Consider the following 14,889-nt stretch of genomic DNA (forward strand, 5'->3'; position numbering starts at 1 on the left):
CTCCTAGTGACGAATGCGCGGATTGATGAAGCCGTAGAGGACGTCAACAATCAGATTGACCAGCATGATGACGCCGGCGATCAGCAGAAGGCCGCCCTGCACCACCGCGTAATCGCGTTTGAACACCGAATCGACCATCCATTTGCCGATGCCCGGCCAGGAGAAGATCGTCTCGGTGAGGATGGCGCCTGCCAGAAGGACACCGATCTGCAGGCCGATCGTGGTGATGACGGGAATCATTGCATTGCGCAGTGCATGCACGCCCACGACGCGCAGCGGCTTCAAACCTTTCGAGCGTGCGGTGCGGACATAGTCCTCGCCGAGAACCTCGAGCATGGCCGAGCGCGTCTGGCGGGCGATGACGGCGAGCGGGATGGTCGCCAGTACGATGGTCGGCAGAATGAGATAGCTGACGGCCGAAGCAAAGGCCCCTTTCTGACCTGACAGCAGGCTGTCGATCAGCATGAAGCCGGTCACCGGCTTGAAGAAATACATCAGCGAGATGCGGCCGGATACCGGCGTCCAGCCGAGATAGCCGGAGAAGAAGATGATGAGCAGCAGACCCCACCAGAAAATCGGCATGGAATAACCGACGAGGGCGACACCCATCACGCTCTGATCGAACCACGTGCCTCGCTTGACGGCCGCAAAGACGCCGGCGGGCACGCCAAGACAGACCGCAAGGATGATGGCGCAGAAGGACAGTTCCAGCGTTGCCGGAAACAATGTCAGGAATTCGCCGAGAACGGGCCGCTTGGTGACGATCGAGGTGCCGAGATCGCCCTGCAGCACTTTTCCGAGATAATCGAAATACTGCATATACATGGGCCGGTCGAAACCGAGATCGTGCATGATCTGGGCGTGCCGCTCCGGCGCCATGACGCGTTCACCCGAGAGCAGCATCACGGGATCTCCGGGCAGCAGGCGGATGAAAGAAAAGGCAATCAGGGAAACGCCGAGGAATGTCGGAATCAGCACCGCAAGGCGGCCGATGAAAAAGCGCAACATGGCAGATGTCCAATAGTTTCCGGCGGTCAGGAGGGTCCTGACCGCCGGCTGTGCCCAGCACTGCCGGGCATTTTTACATTATTCTTGTTATTCGGATACGTCGACGCCGTCGAAACGGTGAATGCCGAGCGGGTCCATCTTGAAGCCCGACACCTTCTTGCTCGTCGGAACGAAGACAAGCGAATGGTCGAGGGTCGCCCAGGGGGCTTCCTTCTTGAAGATCAGCTGCGCCTGCTCATAGGCCTTGGTGCGCTCGCCGACATCGGCCGTCAGCTTGGCCTTGGTCATCAGGTCGTCGTACTCCTTGTTGCACCACTGGGCGCGGTTGTTGCCGCCGACGGCATCGCAGCCGAGCAACGTATCCATGAAGTTGTCGGGATCGCCATTGTCACCGGTCCAGCCGAGAATGACGGCGCCGTCACGCTTCACATCGGAGGAGAGCTTCAGGTACTCGGCCCACTCATGCGTGACGATCTCGACCTTGACGCCAATCTTGGCGAAGTCGGCCTGGATCAGTTCGGCAGCGCGGCGTGCGTTCAGCATGTAGGGGCGCGACACCGGCATCGCCCAGACCTTCATGCTGAGATCCTTGACGCCGGCATCTGCCAGAGCCTTCTTGGCGGCGTCCGGATCATACTTCTCGTCCTGAACGGCATCGTTATAGGACCACATGGTCGGCGGGATCGGATTCTTGGCAACGGTTGCCGCGCCCTGGAAGACGGCATCGACGATCGCCTGCTTGTTGATTGCCATGTTGAGCGCGCGGCGAACTTCCGGCTTGTCGAAGGGCGCCATCTGCGTGTTGTAGGCGAGGTAGCTGACGTTGAGGCCGGGCTGCTCCAGAACCGTCAGATTTCCGTCCTTCTTCAGTTCAGGAACGTCGGCGGCATTCGGATAGGGAATCAGGTGGCATTCGCCGGCTTTCAGCTTCTGAGCGCGGACGGCGGCGTCGGAGGTAATGGCAAAAACCAGATCGTCGATCTTTTCCTTGCCCTTGAAATAGCTTTCGTTGGCCTTGTAGCGGATGACGGCATCCGGCTGGTAGGCGACGAAGGTGTAGGGGCCGGTACCGAGCGGCTGCTGGTTCAGCTGTGCCATCTTGCCGTCGGCTGCAAGCTTGTCGGCATATTCCTTGGACATGATGGAAGCGAAGTCCATGGCGAGGTCGGCCAGGAACGGCGCTTCGGGATGGTTAAGCGTGAACTTGACGGTGAGGTCATCGACCTTCTCGACCGACTTGATCAGTTCCGGGAAGCCCATGCCGGCGGCGTATTCGTAAGAACCGCCCTCGACATACTTGTTCCAAGGATTGTCGGACTTCAGCTGGCGCTCGAAGGAGAAGACGACGTCGTCGGCGTTGAAATCGCGCGTCGGCGTGAAGAAGTCGGTGGTCTGGAACTTGACGCCGGGATGAAGTTTGAAAGTGTATTCCTTGCCGTCGTCCGAAACGCTCCAGCTGTCGGCCAAGCCGGGTTCGATCTCGGTGCCGCCATGCTTGAATTCGACGAGGCGGCTGTAGACGGTGCGCGAGGACGCGTCGAAGGTCGTGCCTGCCGTATAGAGGCTCGGGTCGAAGCCTTCCGGCGAACCCTCGGAGCAATAAACAAGGGTCTTGGACCAGGCGGACGTCGCCATGACCGAAATCAAGGCCGTCGCTGCCAGCATGACAGAGATCTTTTTCATAGTATTGTTTCCCGGTTGTTCTTTTTTGATGTCTGGAGACCCGTAGGCATCCCGATCGACGGTCGATGGAACGACATTTATCTACTGAAAGCAACGGCCTACGGAGAAAATTTTTCCAGCTGGACAATTTTAGAAATTTTTGGTCAAAAATCGGCCTCATTCGGAAATATTCGGACAAAAATGTCCGGGATTTCGTCGCATTCTGGACAATTGCGCCTCTCAGCAGCGCATGTTGGACATTTCAGCACCCCTGGGTGCAACCGGATGGCGCAAACAAAAACCGCGATCGCCGAGGCAACCGCGGTTTCATAAGTCAGACCTGTTTCTTGAAATCAGGCGGCGGGGGCAACGGCCGCCGGCTTGCGGTAGTGGTGCTCGCCGGTAATTCCGAGGAGGAAATTGATCTGGGGTCGGGCTTTGACGAGGTCATCGATCGAATATTCCGAGAGCACGCCGAAGAAGGCGTTCAACGCCTTGCGCAGCGCCGAGTTCAGGCCACAGCTGTCGACCAGCGGGCATTCGACCATGCCGTCATCCTCGAAGCATTCGGCCATGGCGAAACTGTCTTCCGTGACCCGGACGACGTCGAAGAGCGTGATCTCGGGTGCCGGCTTGCCCAGGCGCACACCGCCGTTGCGGCCGCGCACGGTTTCGACCAGACCGGCCTTGTTCAGCGGCTGCAGGATCTTGAAAAGAAAGAGTTCGGAAACCCCGTAGGCCTTGGCAATTTCCGGAATCCGGCTCAGCTGCCCTTCGTTGGCAGCACAATACATCAACATGCGAACCGCATAGTTGGTCTGCTTCGTCAACCGCATGCCGATCTCCTGACTCGTGCCTGTTCAGACGTATATAGGCGGTTTGGTAGTTTTGAACAATTCCAAAATATGAAATTCGCATTCAGCTTATGAGGCCATTTGCCGCGAGATCAATCCTGCTTCAGAGCGCCGGCATAATCCAGGATTGCCTGCTTGCGCTCGGGCGTGCCGGGGTGGCTGGACAGCATGCTGGTGCCGGAGCGATCGCCGAGTTCTTCCTCCAGCAGGTCGAAAAACCGGGCGATCGAGGCCGGGTTCATGCCGGCCTCGCCCATCAGTTCGACGGAGCGCCGGTCGGCTTCGGCTTCGGCGTTGCGGGAATAGGATAATGCGAGCAGGCCACCGCCCTGGGTCAGGATATCCTCGACCCCGGAACCGATATCGCCGGCAATCAGCATGACGAGACCGGCGACGCCCGCCGCGCGATAGAGCTGCCTGAGGCTATGTTTATATTCGACATGGCCGATCTCATGAGCGAGAACGCCTGATATCATCTCATCGTCGCCACCCGCCAGGTCCACCAGTTGATCGGTGATGATGATGTTGCCGTCCGGAAGCGCGAAAGCATTGGCACCGATCAGGCCGCCATCGCGGAAATTCAGCACGTAACGCTCGGCGCCGCCCTCGGCATTGGCGGCCACCTGCCGAAAGAGACCGGCAATTTCCGCCTGCCGGAGGTCCGTCAGGCGACTCGGCTTCATCGCGGTATTATCCAGCGTGTTGAGAGCGCCGTACGATATCGCCCCGGAGACGACAGGTGGCGTCACGAAGATGGCGACTTCGACCAGGGCCGGCAGTGCATAACGGTAGATTCCAACGGCAAGCAGAAGGACGGCGATCACGAAGACGAAGATGCGCGGATGAAATTCTTCCAGCCGATGCACCCAGCCGCTTCTGCCCGCGCCGCGAAGGAAAGCATCGATGGCATCGTTGTCCGCGCTTTCGAAAACCGAGCCATTGGCAAAGACGGCGCGCCGCGGGATCGACCCGACACGCGGCGTGAAGGAGACTTGCCCAGCATCGCCGTCAGAAAGAATTGCGTCTTCTTCGGTCATGGCGACCAGGCGGCCGCCGCGCGACCGCAGGCGCGCGGGAACGGCGCCGCTCGAATGCGGCGGAAACCATTCCCCCTTGGCAATGGTCTCTGTGTCAGAAACCAAAATCGATCCCTTCCATGCTCATATATTCCGCACCGATGGCCGCACCTGTCGTTTGAATCTGCGTGAAAACTTCCCCGATTTCGCCGTCGATGCGGATTGCCGTGTGCTCGGCAACATAACGCGCCAGGCGGACCGCCGCCCAGGGACGCATCAAGCCGAGGGTGAGCACTGTGACAAAGACATTTGATATGGCTATCCAGGCATAGCGCACTGGAGAAAGATCGCTTCGCAATTTGTGCCGGCCATCAATCCACGTCGACGACCACACCATGTTATGGACGTCAGCCCGATAGATGATGCTCGCAAGACCATACACGATGAAGACAGTGAAGAAGATTGCGTATAGTCCGACCGCCGTTAAGGCATCACCGAGTTCGCTCCTGACTCCATCTGCGTTATAGGCCTGAAGCCATCCAATCATCGTCGAACCAAGCGTAGAGACAAGGACCGCTCCCACCACGACTATCAGCGCCGGGACAACGAGCGCACCATAAAGCGCTCCGACCCTAGGATCGGTTTGGAACGGCCGGTTTCCGTAGCGCAGATTGTTCAGGATATAGCGGTTGAGCCAACGGCTGGCGACGGGCGCAAGCAGGCCTAGCGACAGGAAAGCGACGAATCCTCCGAGCAACACAGAGACGAAGGCACCGCCGGCGGTGCCGGTGAAATCAAACCGTACGTTGCGGTAACTCGTCACGCGGGCGTTGAAACGAAGGCCTCTGGCGATCAGCCAGGGCAGAGCGATGAGCACCAGGATCGTGGTTACAAGTGAGAACAGCGGATGGATCGTCGCGAGAATGTTGGCCACAACAATGAAAGCGAAGACGATGAGGCGGCCAATGAGGATCTGCTTGCCGGTGGCGTGATATTCGAAAGCGCGGCCGAGCAGGACGGTGTTGCCGTAGAAGTAACGGTTTCGCCGCACTTTCGCCCAGGCGGAATAAATCCCGAGCGTTACGATCGTCAGCAGGACATTGACAATCCAGATGCCGAAATATTCGGACGCCGTGCCGGTGAACCGGGCACGCTCGAACGCATTTGCCGCGGAGCCCGCGGACACTCTGTTATCCATGATCTTTGCTTCCCCCAGCACACTTGCCCAACCACCCTTGATGGGAATCGCGGTGGACGCATTATCTGAAAAGCAAAGAGGCGCAGAAATCAACAACCTTAAATCGAAAACGGGGGCCGAAAGGCCCCCGAATTGCAGATCGATGTGTCCGGTCACTTCATCGTCGGCATGACGAATTCGGCGCCGCTCTTGATGCCGGACGGCCAGCGGGCGGTGACGGTCTTGGTCTTCGTCCAGAACTTGATCGAATCCGTGCCGTGCTGGTTGAGGTCGCCGAAGCTCGATGCCTTCCAGCCGCCGAAGGAGTGATAGGCGAGCGGAACCGGGATCGGAACGTTGATGCCGATCATGCCGATATTGATGCGCGAGGCGAAATCGCGGGCGGCGTCGCCGTCGCGGGTATAGATCGCGACGCCGTTGCCGTATTCGTGCTTCATCGGCAGCGACAGCGCTTCCTCGTAGTTCTGGGCGCGAACGACGGAGAGGACGGGTCCGAAGATCTCGGTCTTGTAGATGTCCATCTCAGGCGTGACGTGATCGAACAGGCAGCCGCCGACGAAATAGCCGTCTTCATAACCCTGGAGCTTGAAGGCGCGGCCATCGACCACGAGCTTGGCGCCTTCCTCGACGCCACGGTCGATGAGGCCGCGAACGCGGTTATAGGCTTCCTTGGTGACGAGCGGGCCCATGTCGGCCTTGTCGTCGGTATAGGGGCCGATGCGCAGCGACTCGATCTTCGGCGTCAGCTTCTCGACGAGGCGGTTGGCAGTCTCTTCGCCGACCGGAACGGCAACCGAGATCGCCATGCAGCGCTCACCGGCCGAACCGTAGCCCGCGCCCATCAGCGCGTTGACGGCCTGGTCCATATCGGCATCCGGCATGATGATCATGTGGTTCTTGGCGCCGCCGAAGCACTGGGCGCGTTTGCCGTTCATCGCCGCCGTGCCGTAGACGTAGCGGGCGATTGGCGTGGAGCCGACGAAGGAAACGGCGCCGATATCCGGATCGGTGAGGATGGCGTCGACGGCGCCCTTGTCGCCGTTGACGACATTGAGGATGCCCGCCGGAAGACCGGCCTCGATCATCAGTTCGGCAAGACGGATCGGCAGGGAGGGATCACGCTCGGAAGGCTTCAGGATGAAGGCATTGCCGCAGGCGATCGCCGGCGCGAACATCCACATCGGGATCATGCCGGGGAAATTGAAAGGAGTGATGCCGGCGCCGATGCCGACCGGCTGGCGGATCGAATACATGTCGATCGCCGGACCCGCGCCCTCGGTGAACTCACCCTTGGCGAGATGCGGGATGCCGCAGACGAATTCGCAGACTTCGAGGCCGCGAATGACGTCGCCCTTGGCGTCTTCGATCGTTTTGCCGTGTTCCTTCGAAATCAATTCGGCAAGTTCGTCCATATGCTTGTTCAGGAGCTCGACGAACTTGAAGAAGACGCGAGCGCGGCGCTGCGGGTTGGTGGCAGCCCATTTCGGCTGCGCGGCCTTGGCGTTCTCGACGGCGGCGCGAAGCTCCTCGACGCTGGCGAGGGCGACGGTCGCCTGCACTTCGCCGGTCGCCGGATTGTAGACGTTGCTGACCCGGCCGCTGGTGCCGGCGACCTGCTTGCCGCCGATGAAATGTCCGATCTCACGCATGAATGTTCCTCCTGTTTGGATGGCCTACATTCGCACTTCAATTTGCACAAATCAACGCGATGATATAAGCAACCGTTGTGCACAATTTATAGTTCTGATGCAGGCGCTGCTGCTCCCAAACTTGGAGCGGCATGCGGACAAGTCAAACTCAGGGAGGGTCAATCGATGAGCCAAAATCCGGTCGTGCGAATGGCGGATGTGGCGATCGCCGCCGACAGGCTCGACGCCTATCGGGCATTGCTGACGGAGGAGATCGAGGCTTCGGTCACGCTGGAAGAGGGTGTCCTTTCACTCAGCGCTGTTTCCATCCGAGAGGCTCCAAACCGCGTTCGTATTCTCGAAGTCTACGCCGACCAGGAGGCCTATGAGGCGCATCTGCGGACACCGCATTTCCTCAAATATAAGAGCGAGACGGCCGGCATGGTGACGTCGCTGACGCTGATCGATGTCGATCCGATTGCAATGCGGGCCAAGTGATGAACTGGGACGACGTTCGCATCTTCCTCGCCATCGCCCGAACCGGCCAGATCCTCGCCGCGTCAAAGCGATTGGGGCTTAACCACGCCACGCTTTCACGTCGGCTGACCTCACTCGAAGAGGCGCTGAAGACGCGGCTCTTCGTGCGCCGGACGAATGGCTGCGAGCTGACGGCTGAAGGCGGCATCTTCCTTAATGCCGCCGAGCGGATGGAAACCGAAATGCTCGCGGCGCAGGCCAATCTCGGCCACACCGACACGGCGATTGCCGGGACGGTGCGCGTCGGCGCACCCGATGGTTTCGGCGTCTCCTTCCTGGCACCCCGCATGGGCAGGCTGATCGAGCGCCATCCGGAGCTGAAGATCCAGCTCGTGCCGGTGCCGCGCTCTTTCTCGCTGTCGCAGCGTGAGGCCGATATCGCCATCACGCTGGAACGTCCCGAACAGGGCCGGCTCGTCTCCTCCAAGCTGACGGACTATACACTCGGCCTCTATGCCTCGCGCGACTACATCGCCTCGAACGGCAGACCCGGCGATGTCGAAGCGCTGAAGGCGCATCCGCGCATCGGCTATGTCGAGGATCTGATCTTCACCGCCTCGCTGAATTTCTCCGGCGAGGTAATGCGCAGCTGGGACGCCGGCTTTGAAATCTCGACGGCGATTGGCCAGACGGAGGCGGTGCGATCAGGCGCGGGTATCGGCATCCTGCACGATTATATCGCCCGACAATATCCGGAACTGCAGCGCATCCTGCCTGACATTTCGATCCGACGGGCTTATTGGACGACCTATCACGAAACCGCGCGCGACCTCGTCCGCGTCCGCAGTGTCGTCGACTTCCTACAGGAACTCGTCCGTGCCGAGCGCCACATCTTCCTTTAAATTCCCGAAACGTGCTTGGCCGGCTCGTCGTTCTCATCGGGGTTGGGAACAGGAGCTTCGTCGGGGAGTCGGTCCGGCTCCGGTTCGGTGATCGGCGGCACCGGCTTCCAGCCGGGCGCCGGCATCGGCGGCTGATCGGGAATGGGTTCGTTGGGCACGGACATGACCGCCTCCCTTTATGTTTGCGATGTTCGTCGGGACTATTTGTCCGACTTCAGCGTCTCGGCAGCGCGCATCGGCATGCTGTCGATGATGGCGAAGAGCTCGCCATTGGTGATCGGCTCGCTGACCTTGAGCTTGACGGTGCCGTCCTTGCCGACAAGGAAGGCGGCGAATTCACCGGTCTCCGGCGCATCGAGATCGCGGCGGATCACTTCGCCGTCGAGGCCATCGGCGGCGCCGAAAAGCGCCCGCACCTTGCCGCCCGAGACCTTCAGCACCACCATATCGCGCTCATCGACCGCGCTGCGGTCGGCCAGCAGCTGGTTTTCCTGGCGCGCCGCGCGGGCATTGTCCCTGTCGGCGAAAAGAATGAAGACGCGATTCTTCCACTGGAATGCGGCCAGGCTTTCGATCGGCGAATAGGCGCCGTTCGTCTCGTCGATCTTGGTCGCGCCGTAGAGCAGCGTTTTCGACATGCGTATTCTCCCGTCAGCTTGGAGAACGGTGAGGGATGGCATGGGTTCCATTTAATCGACAGGATCCTGGTTTCGAGCCTGCACCTGCAGATTGCACGCTGCACTTTTGCGCGACATGCTCTCTAACCCCGCTGCCGTGCCTACCGTTGATCGAAAGAGCTACGCCCGCACCGACGTCCGTCAATATCCGCCGGACTTGATTCACGCCGTTACGGGTTCAGCCCCTTCCCGAAAAAAATGCGCCGCGAGGTCCGAGCAAGGATCACGCAAAGAAGAAGTCCCACGAATGCAGGCTTGAAAGAGCAACATTTGTTAGCGTTATGGTGTTGTCGGCATCGGCTCTGATAATTGTATCATTCCCGGACTGCTCAGTTGCCGCAAAAAGCGATTCCCAGTTGGCGAAAATGCTGTCATCGATCGAGATCACGTCACTTGCTGAGCCGGTTGCGACGAAGTTTGTGATCGTATCATGGCCCCAGTTCGGCGAGTAAATGAAGACGTCGGTTGCCGCTCCGCCAGTGAGGGTATCATTGCCGGCACCCCCCGTTAGCGTATTCGAACCACTGCCGCCGACGATAATGTTGTCCAGCGCATTCCCTGTTCCGACGATAGACGTCCCAGATCCGATAAAGGTGAGGTTCTCGACATTGGCAGCAAGCGTATAGCTCGCCAGTGTCGTGCGAACCGTATCGGTCCCGGCGTCGGCGGCTTCGGTGACGATGTCGCCGGCATTGTCGACGATGTAGGTGTCGTTGCCCGCACCACCGATCAAGGTGTCCGCACCTGCTGCGCCATTCAGCGTGTCATTGAAGGCGCCGCCGGTGATCGTATTATCAAGCGCGTTGCCGGCGCCGGTGAAGCTGGCGGACCCGGTATAGGTCAGGTTCTCGACATTGTTGCCGAGCGTATAGCTGGCAAGCGCCGTCCGGACCGTATCCGTCCCTTCATTGACATTCTCGATCACCACGTCGGTTGCGATATCGACCACATAGATGTCGTCGCCAATCCCACCCAGCATCGTGTCGGAGCCAGCCCCGCCGATCAATGTGTCATTGCCCGCAGCGCCTATAAGCTTGTCGGCGGCGACACCACCTGTGATGACGTTGTCGAGCAGATTCCCTGCCCCGGTAAAGGCTGCCGTTCCGATATAGGTGAGGTTCTCGACATTGGCCGCCAATGTGTGGGCACTCAGGGTCGTGCGAACCGTGTCGATCCCCTCATTGGCGTTCTCGGTGACGAGGTCGCCGGCATTGTCGACGATATAGGTGTCGTCGCCAACACCACCGATCAAACGATCGGCCCCGCCCCCGCCATTCAGCGTATCGTTGCCGACGCCGCCCGAAAGCGTATCGGCGGCAGCGCCACCCGTGATCACGTTGTCGAGATCATTGCCCGTTCCGGCAAAGGCTACCGTACCGATATAGGTCAGGTTCTCGACATCGCTGCCAAGCGTATAGCTTGCCAATGTCGTGCGAACCGTGTCGGTTCCCTCGTCGGCAGCTTCGGTGACGATGTCACCGGCATGGTCGACGATATAGGTGTCATCGCCCGCACCGCCGATCAAGGTGTCCGCACCTGCCCCACCATTCAGCGTGTCATTGAAGGCGCCGCCGGTGATCGTATTATCAAGCGCGTTGCCGGTGCCGGTGAAGCTGGCGGAGCCGGTAAAGAGCAGGTTCTCGACATTGTTGCCGAGCGTATAGCCGGCAAGCGCCGTCCGGATCGTGTCCGTCCCTTCATTGACATTCTCGATCACCACGTCGGTTGCGATATCGACCACATAGATGTCGTCGCCCGTTCCGCCCGACATCGTGTCGGAACCGACGCCGCCGATCAATGTGTCGGTGCCGGCGCCGCCGTTCAACGTGTCATTGCCGATGCCGCCGTCAAGCGTGTCGTTGCCGGCGCCGCCGATGATCGTGTTGACGAGCGCATTGCCGGTGCCGGTGAAGCTGCCGGATCCCGTATAGAGCAGGTTCTCGACATTGTTGCCGAGCGTATAGCTNTGCCGCCGTCAAGCGTGTCGTTGCCGGCGCCGCCGATGATCGTGTTGACGAGCGCATTGCCGGTGCCGGTGAAGCTGCCGGATCCCGTATAGAGCAGGTTCTCGACATTGTTGCCGAGCGTATAGCTTGAAAGCGCCGTCTTGATCAGATCGGTTCCTGCATTCAGCCCTTCGGTGACCACGTCGCCAACGTCATCGACAAGATAGGTGTCGTTGCCCGCACCGCCGATCAAGCTGTCCGCACCGGCCTTCCCATCCAGGGTATCGGCACCTGCCCCGCCCAGAATGGTGTTGTCGAGATCATTGCCCGTTCCGGCAAAGGCTACCGTGCCGATGCCGATATAGGTGAGGTTCTCGACATCGCCGCCAAGCGTATAGCTTGCCAATGTCGTGCGAACCGTGTCGGTTCCCTCATTGGCGGCTTCGGTGACGCTGTCGCCGACATTGTCGACGATGTAGGTGTCATCGCCTGCACCGCCGATCAAGCTGTCCGCACCGACTCCGCCATTCAGCGTATCGTTGCCGGCGTCGCCGGTGATCGTGTTGGCGAGCGCATTGCCGGTGCCGGTGAAGCTGGCGGATCCAGTGTAGGTGAGGTTCTCGACATTGACCAAGGCGGCGATCGAGTAGGCTGCAAGCGCCGTGCGGATTTCGTCGGTGCCGGCGCTGACCGCCTCGTTGATCACGTCGCCCGCACTGTCGACCATATAGATGTCGTTGCCGCCGCCGCCATTCAGCGTGTCATTGCCGGCGCCGCCGTCCAGAACATCGTTGCCAGCGCCGCCGGTGATCGTATTGGCGATGCTGGTTCCAGTCCCGGTAAAATCGCCGGTGCCGATGAAGGTCAGGTTTTCGACATTGGCATTGATGGTCAAGGCATAGGAAGAAAGCGTCGTCTTGATCAGATCGCCTCCTTCATTCAGCCCTTCGGTGATCACGTCGGCAAGGGTATCGACAATATAGGTGTCGTTGCCCGCACCGCCGATCAAGCTGTCCGCACCGCCCTTCCCGTCCAAGGTGTCGGCACCTGCCCCGCCCCTGATCGTATTGGCAAGGTCATTGCCCGTCCCGGTAAAGGCTGCCGTGCCGATATAGGTGAGGTTCTCGAGATTGGCGGCAAGCGTATAGCTTGCCGATGTCGCGCGAACAGTGTCGATCCCCTCATTGGCGGCTTCGGTGACGCTGTCGCCAACATTGTCGACGATGTAGGTGTCGTCGCCCGCACTACCGATCAAGGTGTCCGCACCAGCCCCGCCATTCAGCGTGTCGTTGAAGGCGCCGCCGGTGATCGTGTTGGCGAGCGCATTGCCGGTGCCGGTGAAGCTGGCGGACCCTGTGTAGGTCAAGATCTCGACATTGTCGCGGAGCGTATAGGTTGAAAGCGCCGTCTGAACGGTGTCCGTCCCCTGGTTCGCACTCTCGATCACAAAATCGAAGTTATCGTCGACGGCATAGAGATCGTTGCCCGCCCCGCCCACCATCCAATCGGAACCAACTCCGCCGATCAATGTGTCAGCGCCTGCGCCGCCATAAAGCGAATCATTCCCGGCATTGCCCCAAAGCGTATTGTTCGCTTCGTTGCCTGTGATATTGTCGTTGCCGGAGCCGGCCTGAACGTTCTCGATCAAGGACGCAACGTTGCCGTGAAACAGAAGCGCGTTGAAAATGTTGCCGCGGGCGTAGCCATTGTTCGGACCACCCCACAGATCGGCCAACTGGTCCTGGGAAAAGACCGAGTATCCGCCTGCTCGCAGGTCGATCTTGAGGGCGGTGGTATAAGCGCTCAAATCATAGGTATCGATACCGCCACCGTCCCAGATTGTTGCGAAGATCCGGTTGGCATCGGGCGTGATGGCCGCCACTCCGTTGACATAGGTGATGCCTTCGTCGGGATTCCACTTGTAGACGGTATCGCCATTGTTCGTGGTGTAGTCCGCACCATACATTTCCTGCAGGGCGGCGATGTCGAGCATCATGAAGGTTTGCGGCGCGCCATCATGCTCATACTTGTACCCACTCAAATTGTCTCCGACATAGGTGCGGTAGGTCATGATCGTGTATTCGACCGAGTCATACGCACTCGGAACAACTGTCGTATTGGCGTCATCCGGTTCATGAGCATGCTTCAAACCGAGAGCGTGACCCAACTCATGCGCCACGGTGTGGCCCGCATAGTTGCCGAACCCCGGAAAGCGAAGGTCATCTTCTGTGCCGGCATATTCGGTTCCGAACCAGACATCGCCGCTGTAGCTGCGATTACCCGGATAATAGGTCCATGCCGTCGGAGGCAGGGACGACTGAGCGAAGCGCACGGATGCGGTATCGGCGCCTCCCGCCTCAAAGTTCGCGTTCGTAAATCCCTCAACCGAAAAGCCGTCATTTGCCGCGTTTCCGTAGGATTGCTCCATAAGAAACAAGGCTGCAGACTGCTGTTGCGAAGAAATCGACGAGAAGTCGAAATCTTTCTCGCCCTCATAGGAATACGATGTCGAAAGGGTGGGAAACGCATAGGTTATCGTGCCGTCCCAGGCAACGCCGCTGATAAGCCCGTCAATTCTCTGATCCCCAGTCGTGTCGACGTACTTAATAAAAGTAATGAGGTTCGTCATAAAATCCCCGTTTGCCTATTCCATTTCGGCCGCGCCTAATGCCAATTTCCTCTGCTCCATTTGAAGAGGAAATTCAACCAAAAGCTTTATTTATATTCGAGAAGGTTTTTGATCTTGGCGACTAGCGCTTATGAGGCGCTTCCACCGCAACCTCTAACAAAGGCTAGAAGACATATTCCAGGATCCTGCGCCCTGCCCGTCCGAACCTGCGCAATTGCTCGCATGACGGCACTTAAATTGAAGTTACGGTCATCTGCTAAAATTTAGTAAGTCTCCACGCTTATCGGGAAAACGAGGTCCGAATTGTTTAAGCGCCCCTGAATGTTGTCTACGCCTCTCTTGCCACGGATCGGCTTCGCGGTTCGCATCCTTGGCAATTTTGCTTGCGTGGGGCATCGTTCCGGATCAAGTGGCGGATTGTTGCAATTGCGGAGCTCGCTGCTGCGTGCCGCATATGTGGCTCACCCAGAGGTATGGCACCATACGAGTGGGTTGTGCTTCCTGAATGTTCGAGCTGATGTGGCAAATAGGCAGCAAATTCGCCGGAAGCGTAGGCTCTTTTTAAGCGCTGCTCACTTTGCCTTCGGGATGTTGCCATCTGGTCAGGAGAGGCGCCTCGCCTACCATCCCATACGTGAAAGCCCGTGCTTTTTGGCAAGGCAAGCCAGCCTCGGTGCGGCATCACTACAGATACAGTCAAACGTCTGTACGTTTTTCGGTCGAAATGACGTCAGCCAGAACGATTTGTCTGATAGGGAGCTGACCTAGAGAGAAATGGTACGGTTGGGGGGTCTCGAACCTCCGACCTCAGGTGCCACAAACCTGCGCTCTAACCAACTGAGCTACAACCGCATAAATCACGTTTGACGCGACGGGGGTCACATACGAGGAC

At 59.1% G+C, this 14,889-nt stretch carries 10 protein-coding genes, 1 tRNA gene and 1 pseudogene; 2 read left to right on the forward strand and 10 right to left on the reverse strand.

Going from position 1 to position 14,889, the window contains the following annotated elements; translation table 11 throughout:
- Positions 1 to 3 precede the first annotated feature (3 nt).
- The 6 genes from HJB91_RS08795 to HJB91_RS08820 all read right to left on the reverse strand — a co-directional run bounded on the left by HJB91_RS08795 (position 4) and on the right by HJB91_RS08820 (position 7,387).
- On the reverse strand, positions 4 to 1,008 hold the full coding sequence (locus HJB91_RS08795) for an ABC transporter permease subunit (RefSeq protein ID WP_038686996.1): 1,005 nt from the start codon (positions 1,006 to 1,008) through the stop codon (positions 4 to 6).
- Positions 1,009 to 1,095: 87 nt separating this feature from the next.
- On the reverse strand, positions 1,096 to 2,691 hold the full coding sequence (locus HJB91_RS08800; protein WP_221154406.1) for an ABC transporter substrate-binding protein: 1,596 nt from the start codon (positions 2,689 to 2,691) through the stop codon (positions 1,096 to 1,098).
- A 332-nt stretch (positions 2,692 to 3,023) separates the two neighbouring features.
- Complete coding sequence (rirA, locus tag HJB91_RS08805; RefSeq protein WP_210629142.1) at positions 3,024 to 3,506, reverse strand: iron-responsive transcriptional regulator RirA; 483 nt, start codon at positions 3,504 to 3,506, stop codon at positions 3,024 to 3,026.
- A gap of 110 nt (positions 3,507 to 3,616) precedes the next feature.
- On the reverse strand, positions 3,617 to 4,666 hold the full coding sequence (locus HJB91_RS08810; RefSeq protein ID WP_221154408.1) for a M48 family metallopeptidase: 1,050 nt from the start codon (positions 4,664 to 4,666) through the stop codon (positions 3,617 to 3,619).
- A complete protein-coding gene (locus tag HJB91_RS08815) occupies positions 4,656 to 5,738 on the reverse strand; it encodes a YjgN family protein (protein ID WP_221122639.1) in 1,083 nt (360 codons plus the stop codon). The genes HJB91_RS08810 and HJB91_RS08815 overlap by 11 nt, the downstream gene beginning before the upstream one ends.
- 152 nt (positions 5,739 to 5,890) lie before the next feature.
- A complete protein-coding gene (locus tag HJB91_RS08820; RefSeq protein WP_221154410.1) occupies positions 5,891 to 7,387 on the reverse strand; it encodes a CoA-acylating methylmalonate-semialdehyde dehydrogenase in 1,497 nt (498 codons plus the stop codon).
- Between the two features lie 165 nt (positions 7,388 to 7,552).
- Here HJB91_RS08820 and HJB91_RS08825 point away from each other — a divergent pair, with 165 nt between their 5' ends.
- Together HJB91_RS08825 and HJB91_RS08830 are read left to right on the forward strand one after the other, a co-directional pair.
- Positions 7,553 to 7,864, forward strand: a complete 312-nt coding sequence (locus HJB91_RS08825; protein ID WP_210629144.1) for a putative quinol monooxygenase — start codon at positions 7,553 to 7,555, stop codon at positions 7,862 to 7,864.
- Positions 7,864 to 8,745, forward strand: a complete 882-nt coding sequence (locus HJB91_RS08830; protein ID WP_210629145.1) for a LysR family transcriptional regulator — start codon at positions 7,864 to 7,866, stop codon at positions 8,743 to 8,745. The genes HJB91_RS08825 and HJB91_RS08830 overlap by 1 nt, the downstream gene beginning before the upstream one ends.
- Here the strand turns inward: HJB91_RS08830 and HJB91_RS08835 are convergent.
- From HJB91_RS08835 to HJB91_RS08850, 4 genes and pseudogenes are all read right to left on the reverse strand, one after another.
- The gene (locus HJB91_RS08835) at positions 8,742 to 8,909 is read right to left on the reverse strand and encodes a hypothetical protein (protein WP_210629146.1); all 168 of its coding nucleotides are present in this window, start codon (positions 8,907 to 8,909) and stop codon (positions 8,742 to 8,744) included. The genes HJB91_RS08830 and HJB91_RS08835 overlap by 4 nt on opposite strands.
- A gap of 36 nt (positions 8,910 to 8,945) precedes the next feature.
- Positions 8,946 to 9,383, reverse strand: coding sequence for a DUF4174 domain-containing protein (locus HJB91_RS08840; protein ID WP_210629147.1), 438 nt, complete (start codon positions 9,381 to 9,383; stop codon positions 8,946 to 8,948).
- A 262-nt stretch (positions 9,384 to 9,645) separates the two neighbouring features.
- Positions 9,646 to 13,997 (reverse strand): annotated as a pseudogene (locus tag HJB91_RS31115) (M10 family metallopeptidase C-terminal domain-containing protein).
- Between the two features lie 775 nt (positions 13,998 to 14,772).
- Positions 14,773 to 14,849 (reverse strand) — tRNA-His (locus tag HJB91_RS08850).
- Between the last annotated feature and the right edge of the window lie 40 nt (positions 14,850 to 14,889).

It is taken from the genome of Rhizobium sp. NLR10b (genome assembly GCF_019685435.1).
Classification (GTDB): domain Bacteria; phylum Pseudomonadota; class Alphaproteobacteria; order Rhizobiales; family Rhizobiaceae; genus Rhizobium.

Bases quoted from the DNA above. Each gene is read 5' to 3' on its own strand.
- HJB91_RS08795 (WP_038686996.1), bottom strand. From the start codon at position 1,008: ATGTTGCGCTTTTTCATCGGCCGCCTTGCGGTGCTGATTCCGACATTC.
- HJB91_RS08800 (WP_221154406.1), bottom strand. From the start codon at position 2,691: ATGAAAAAGATCTCTGTCATGCTGGCAGCGACGGCCTTGATTTCGGTC.
- rirA (WP_210629142.1), bottom strand. From the start codon at position 3,506: ATGCGGTTGACGAAGCAGACCAACTATGCGGTTCGCATGTTGATGTAT.
- HJB91_RS08815 (WP_221122639.1), bottom strand. From the start codon at position 5,738: ATGGATAACAGAGTGTCCGCGGGCTCCGCGGCAAATGCGTTCGAGCGT.
- HJB91_RS08820 (WP_221154410.1), bottom strand. From the start codon at position 7,387: ATGCGTGAGATCGGACATTTCATCGGCGGCAAGCAGGTCGCCGGCACC.
- HJB91_RS08825 (WP_210629144.1), top strand. From the start codon at position 7,553: ATGAGCCAAAATCCGGTCGTGCGAATGGCGGATGTGGCGATCGCCGCC.
- HJB91_RS08830 (WP_210629145.1), top strand. From the start codon at position 7,864: ATGAACTGGGACGACGTTCGCATCTTCCTCGCCATCGCCCGAACCGGC.
- HJB91_RS08835 (WP_210629146.1), bottom strand. From the start codon at position 8,909: ATGTCCGTGCCCAACGAACCCATTCCCGATCAGCCGCCGATGCCGGCG.
- HJB91_RS08840 (WP_210629147.1), bottom strand. From the start codon at position 9,383: ATGTCGAAAACGCTGCTCTACGGCGCGACCAAGATCGACGAGACGAAC.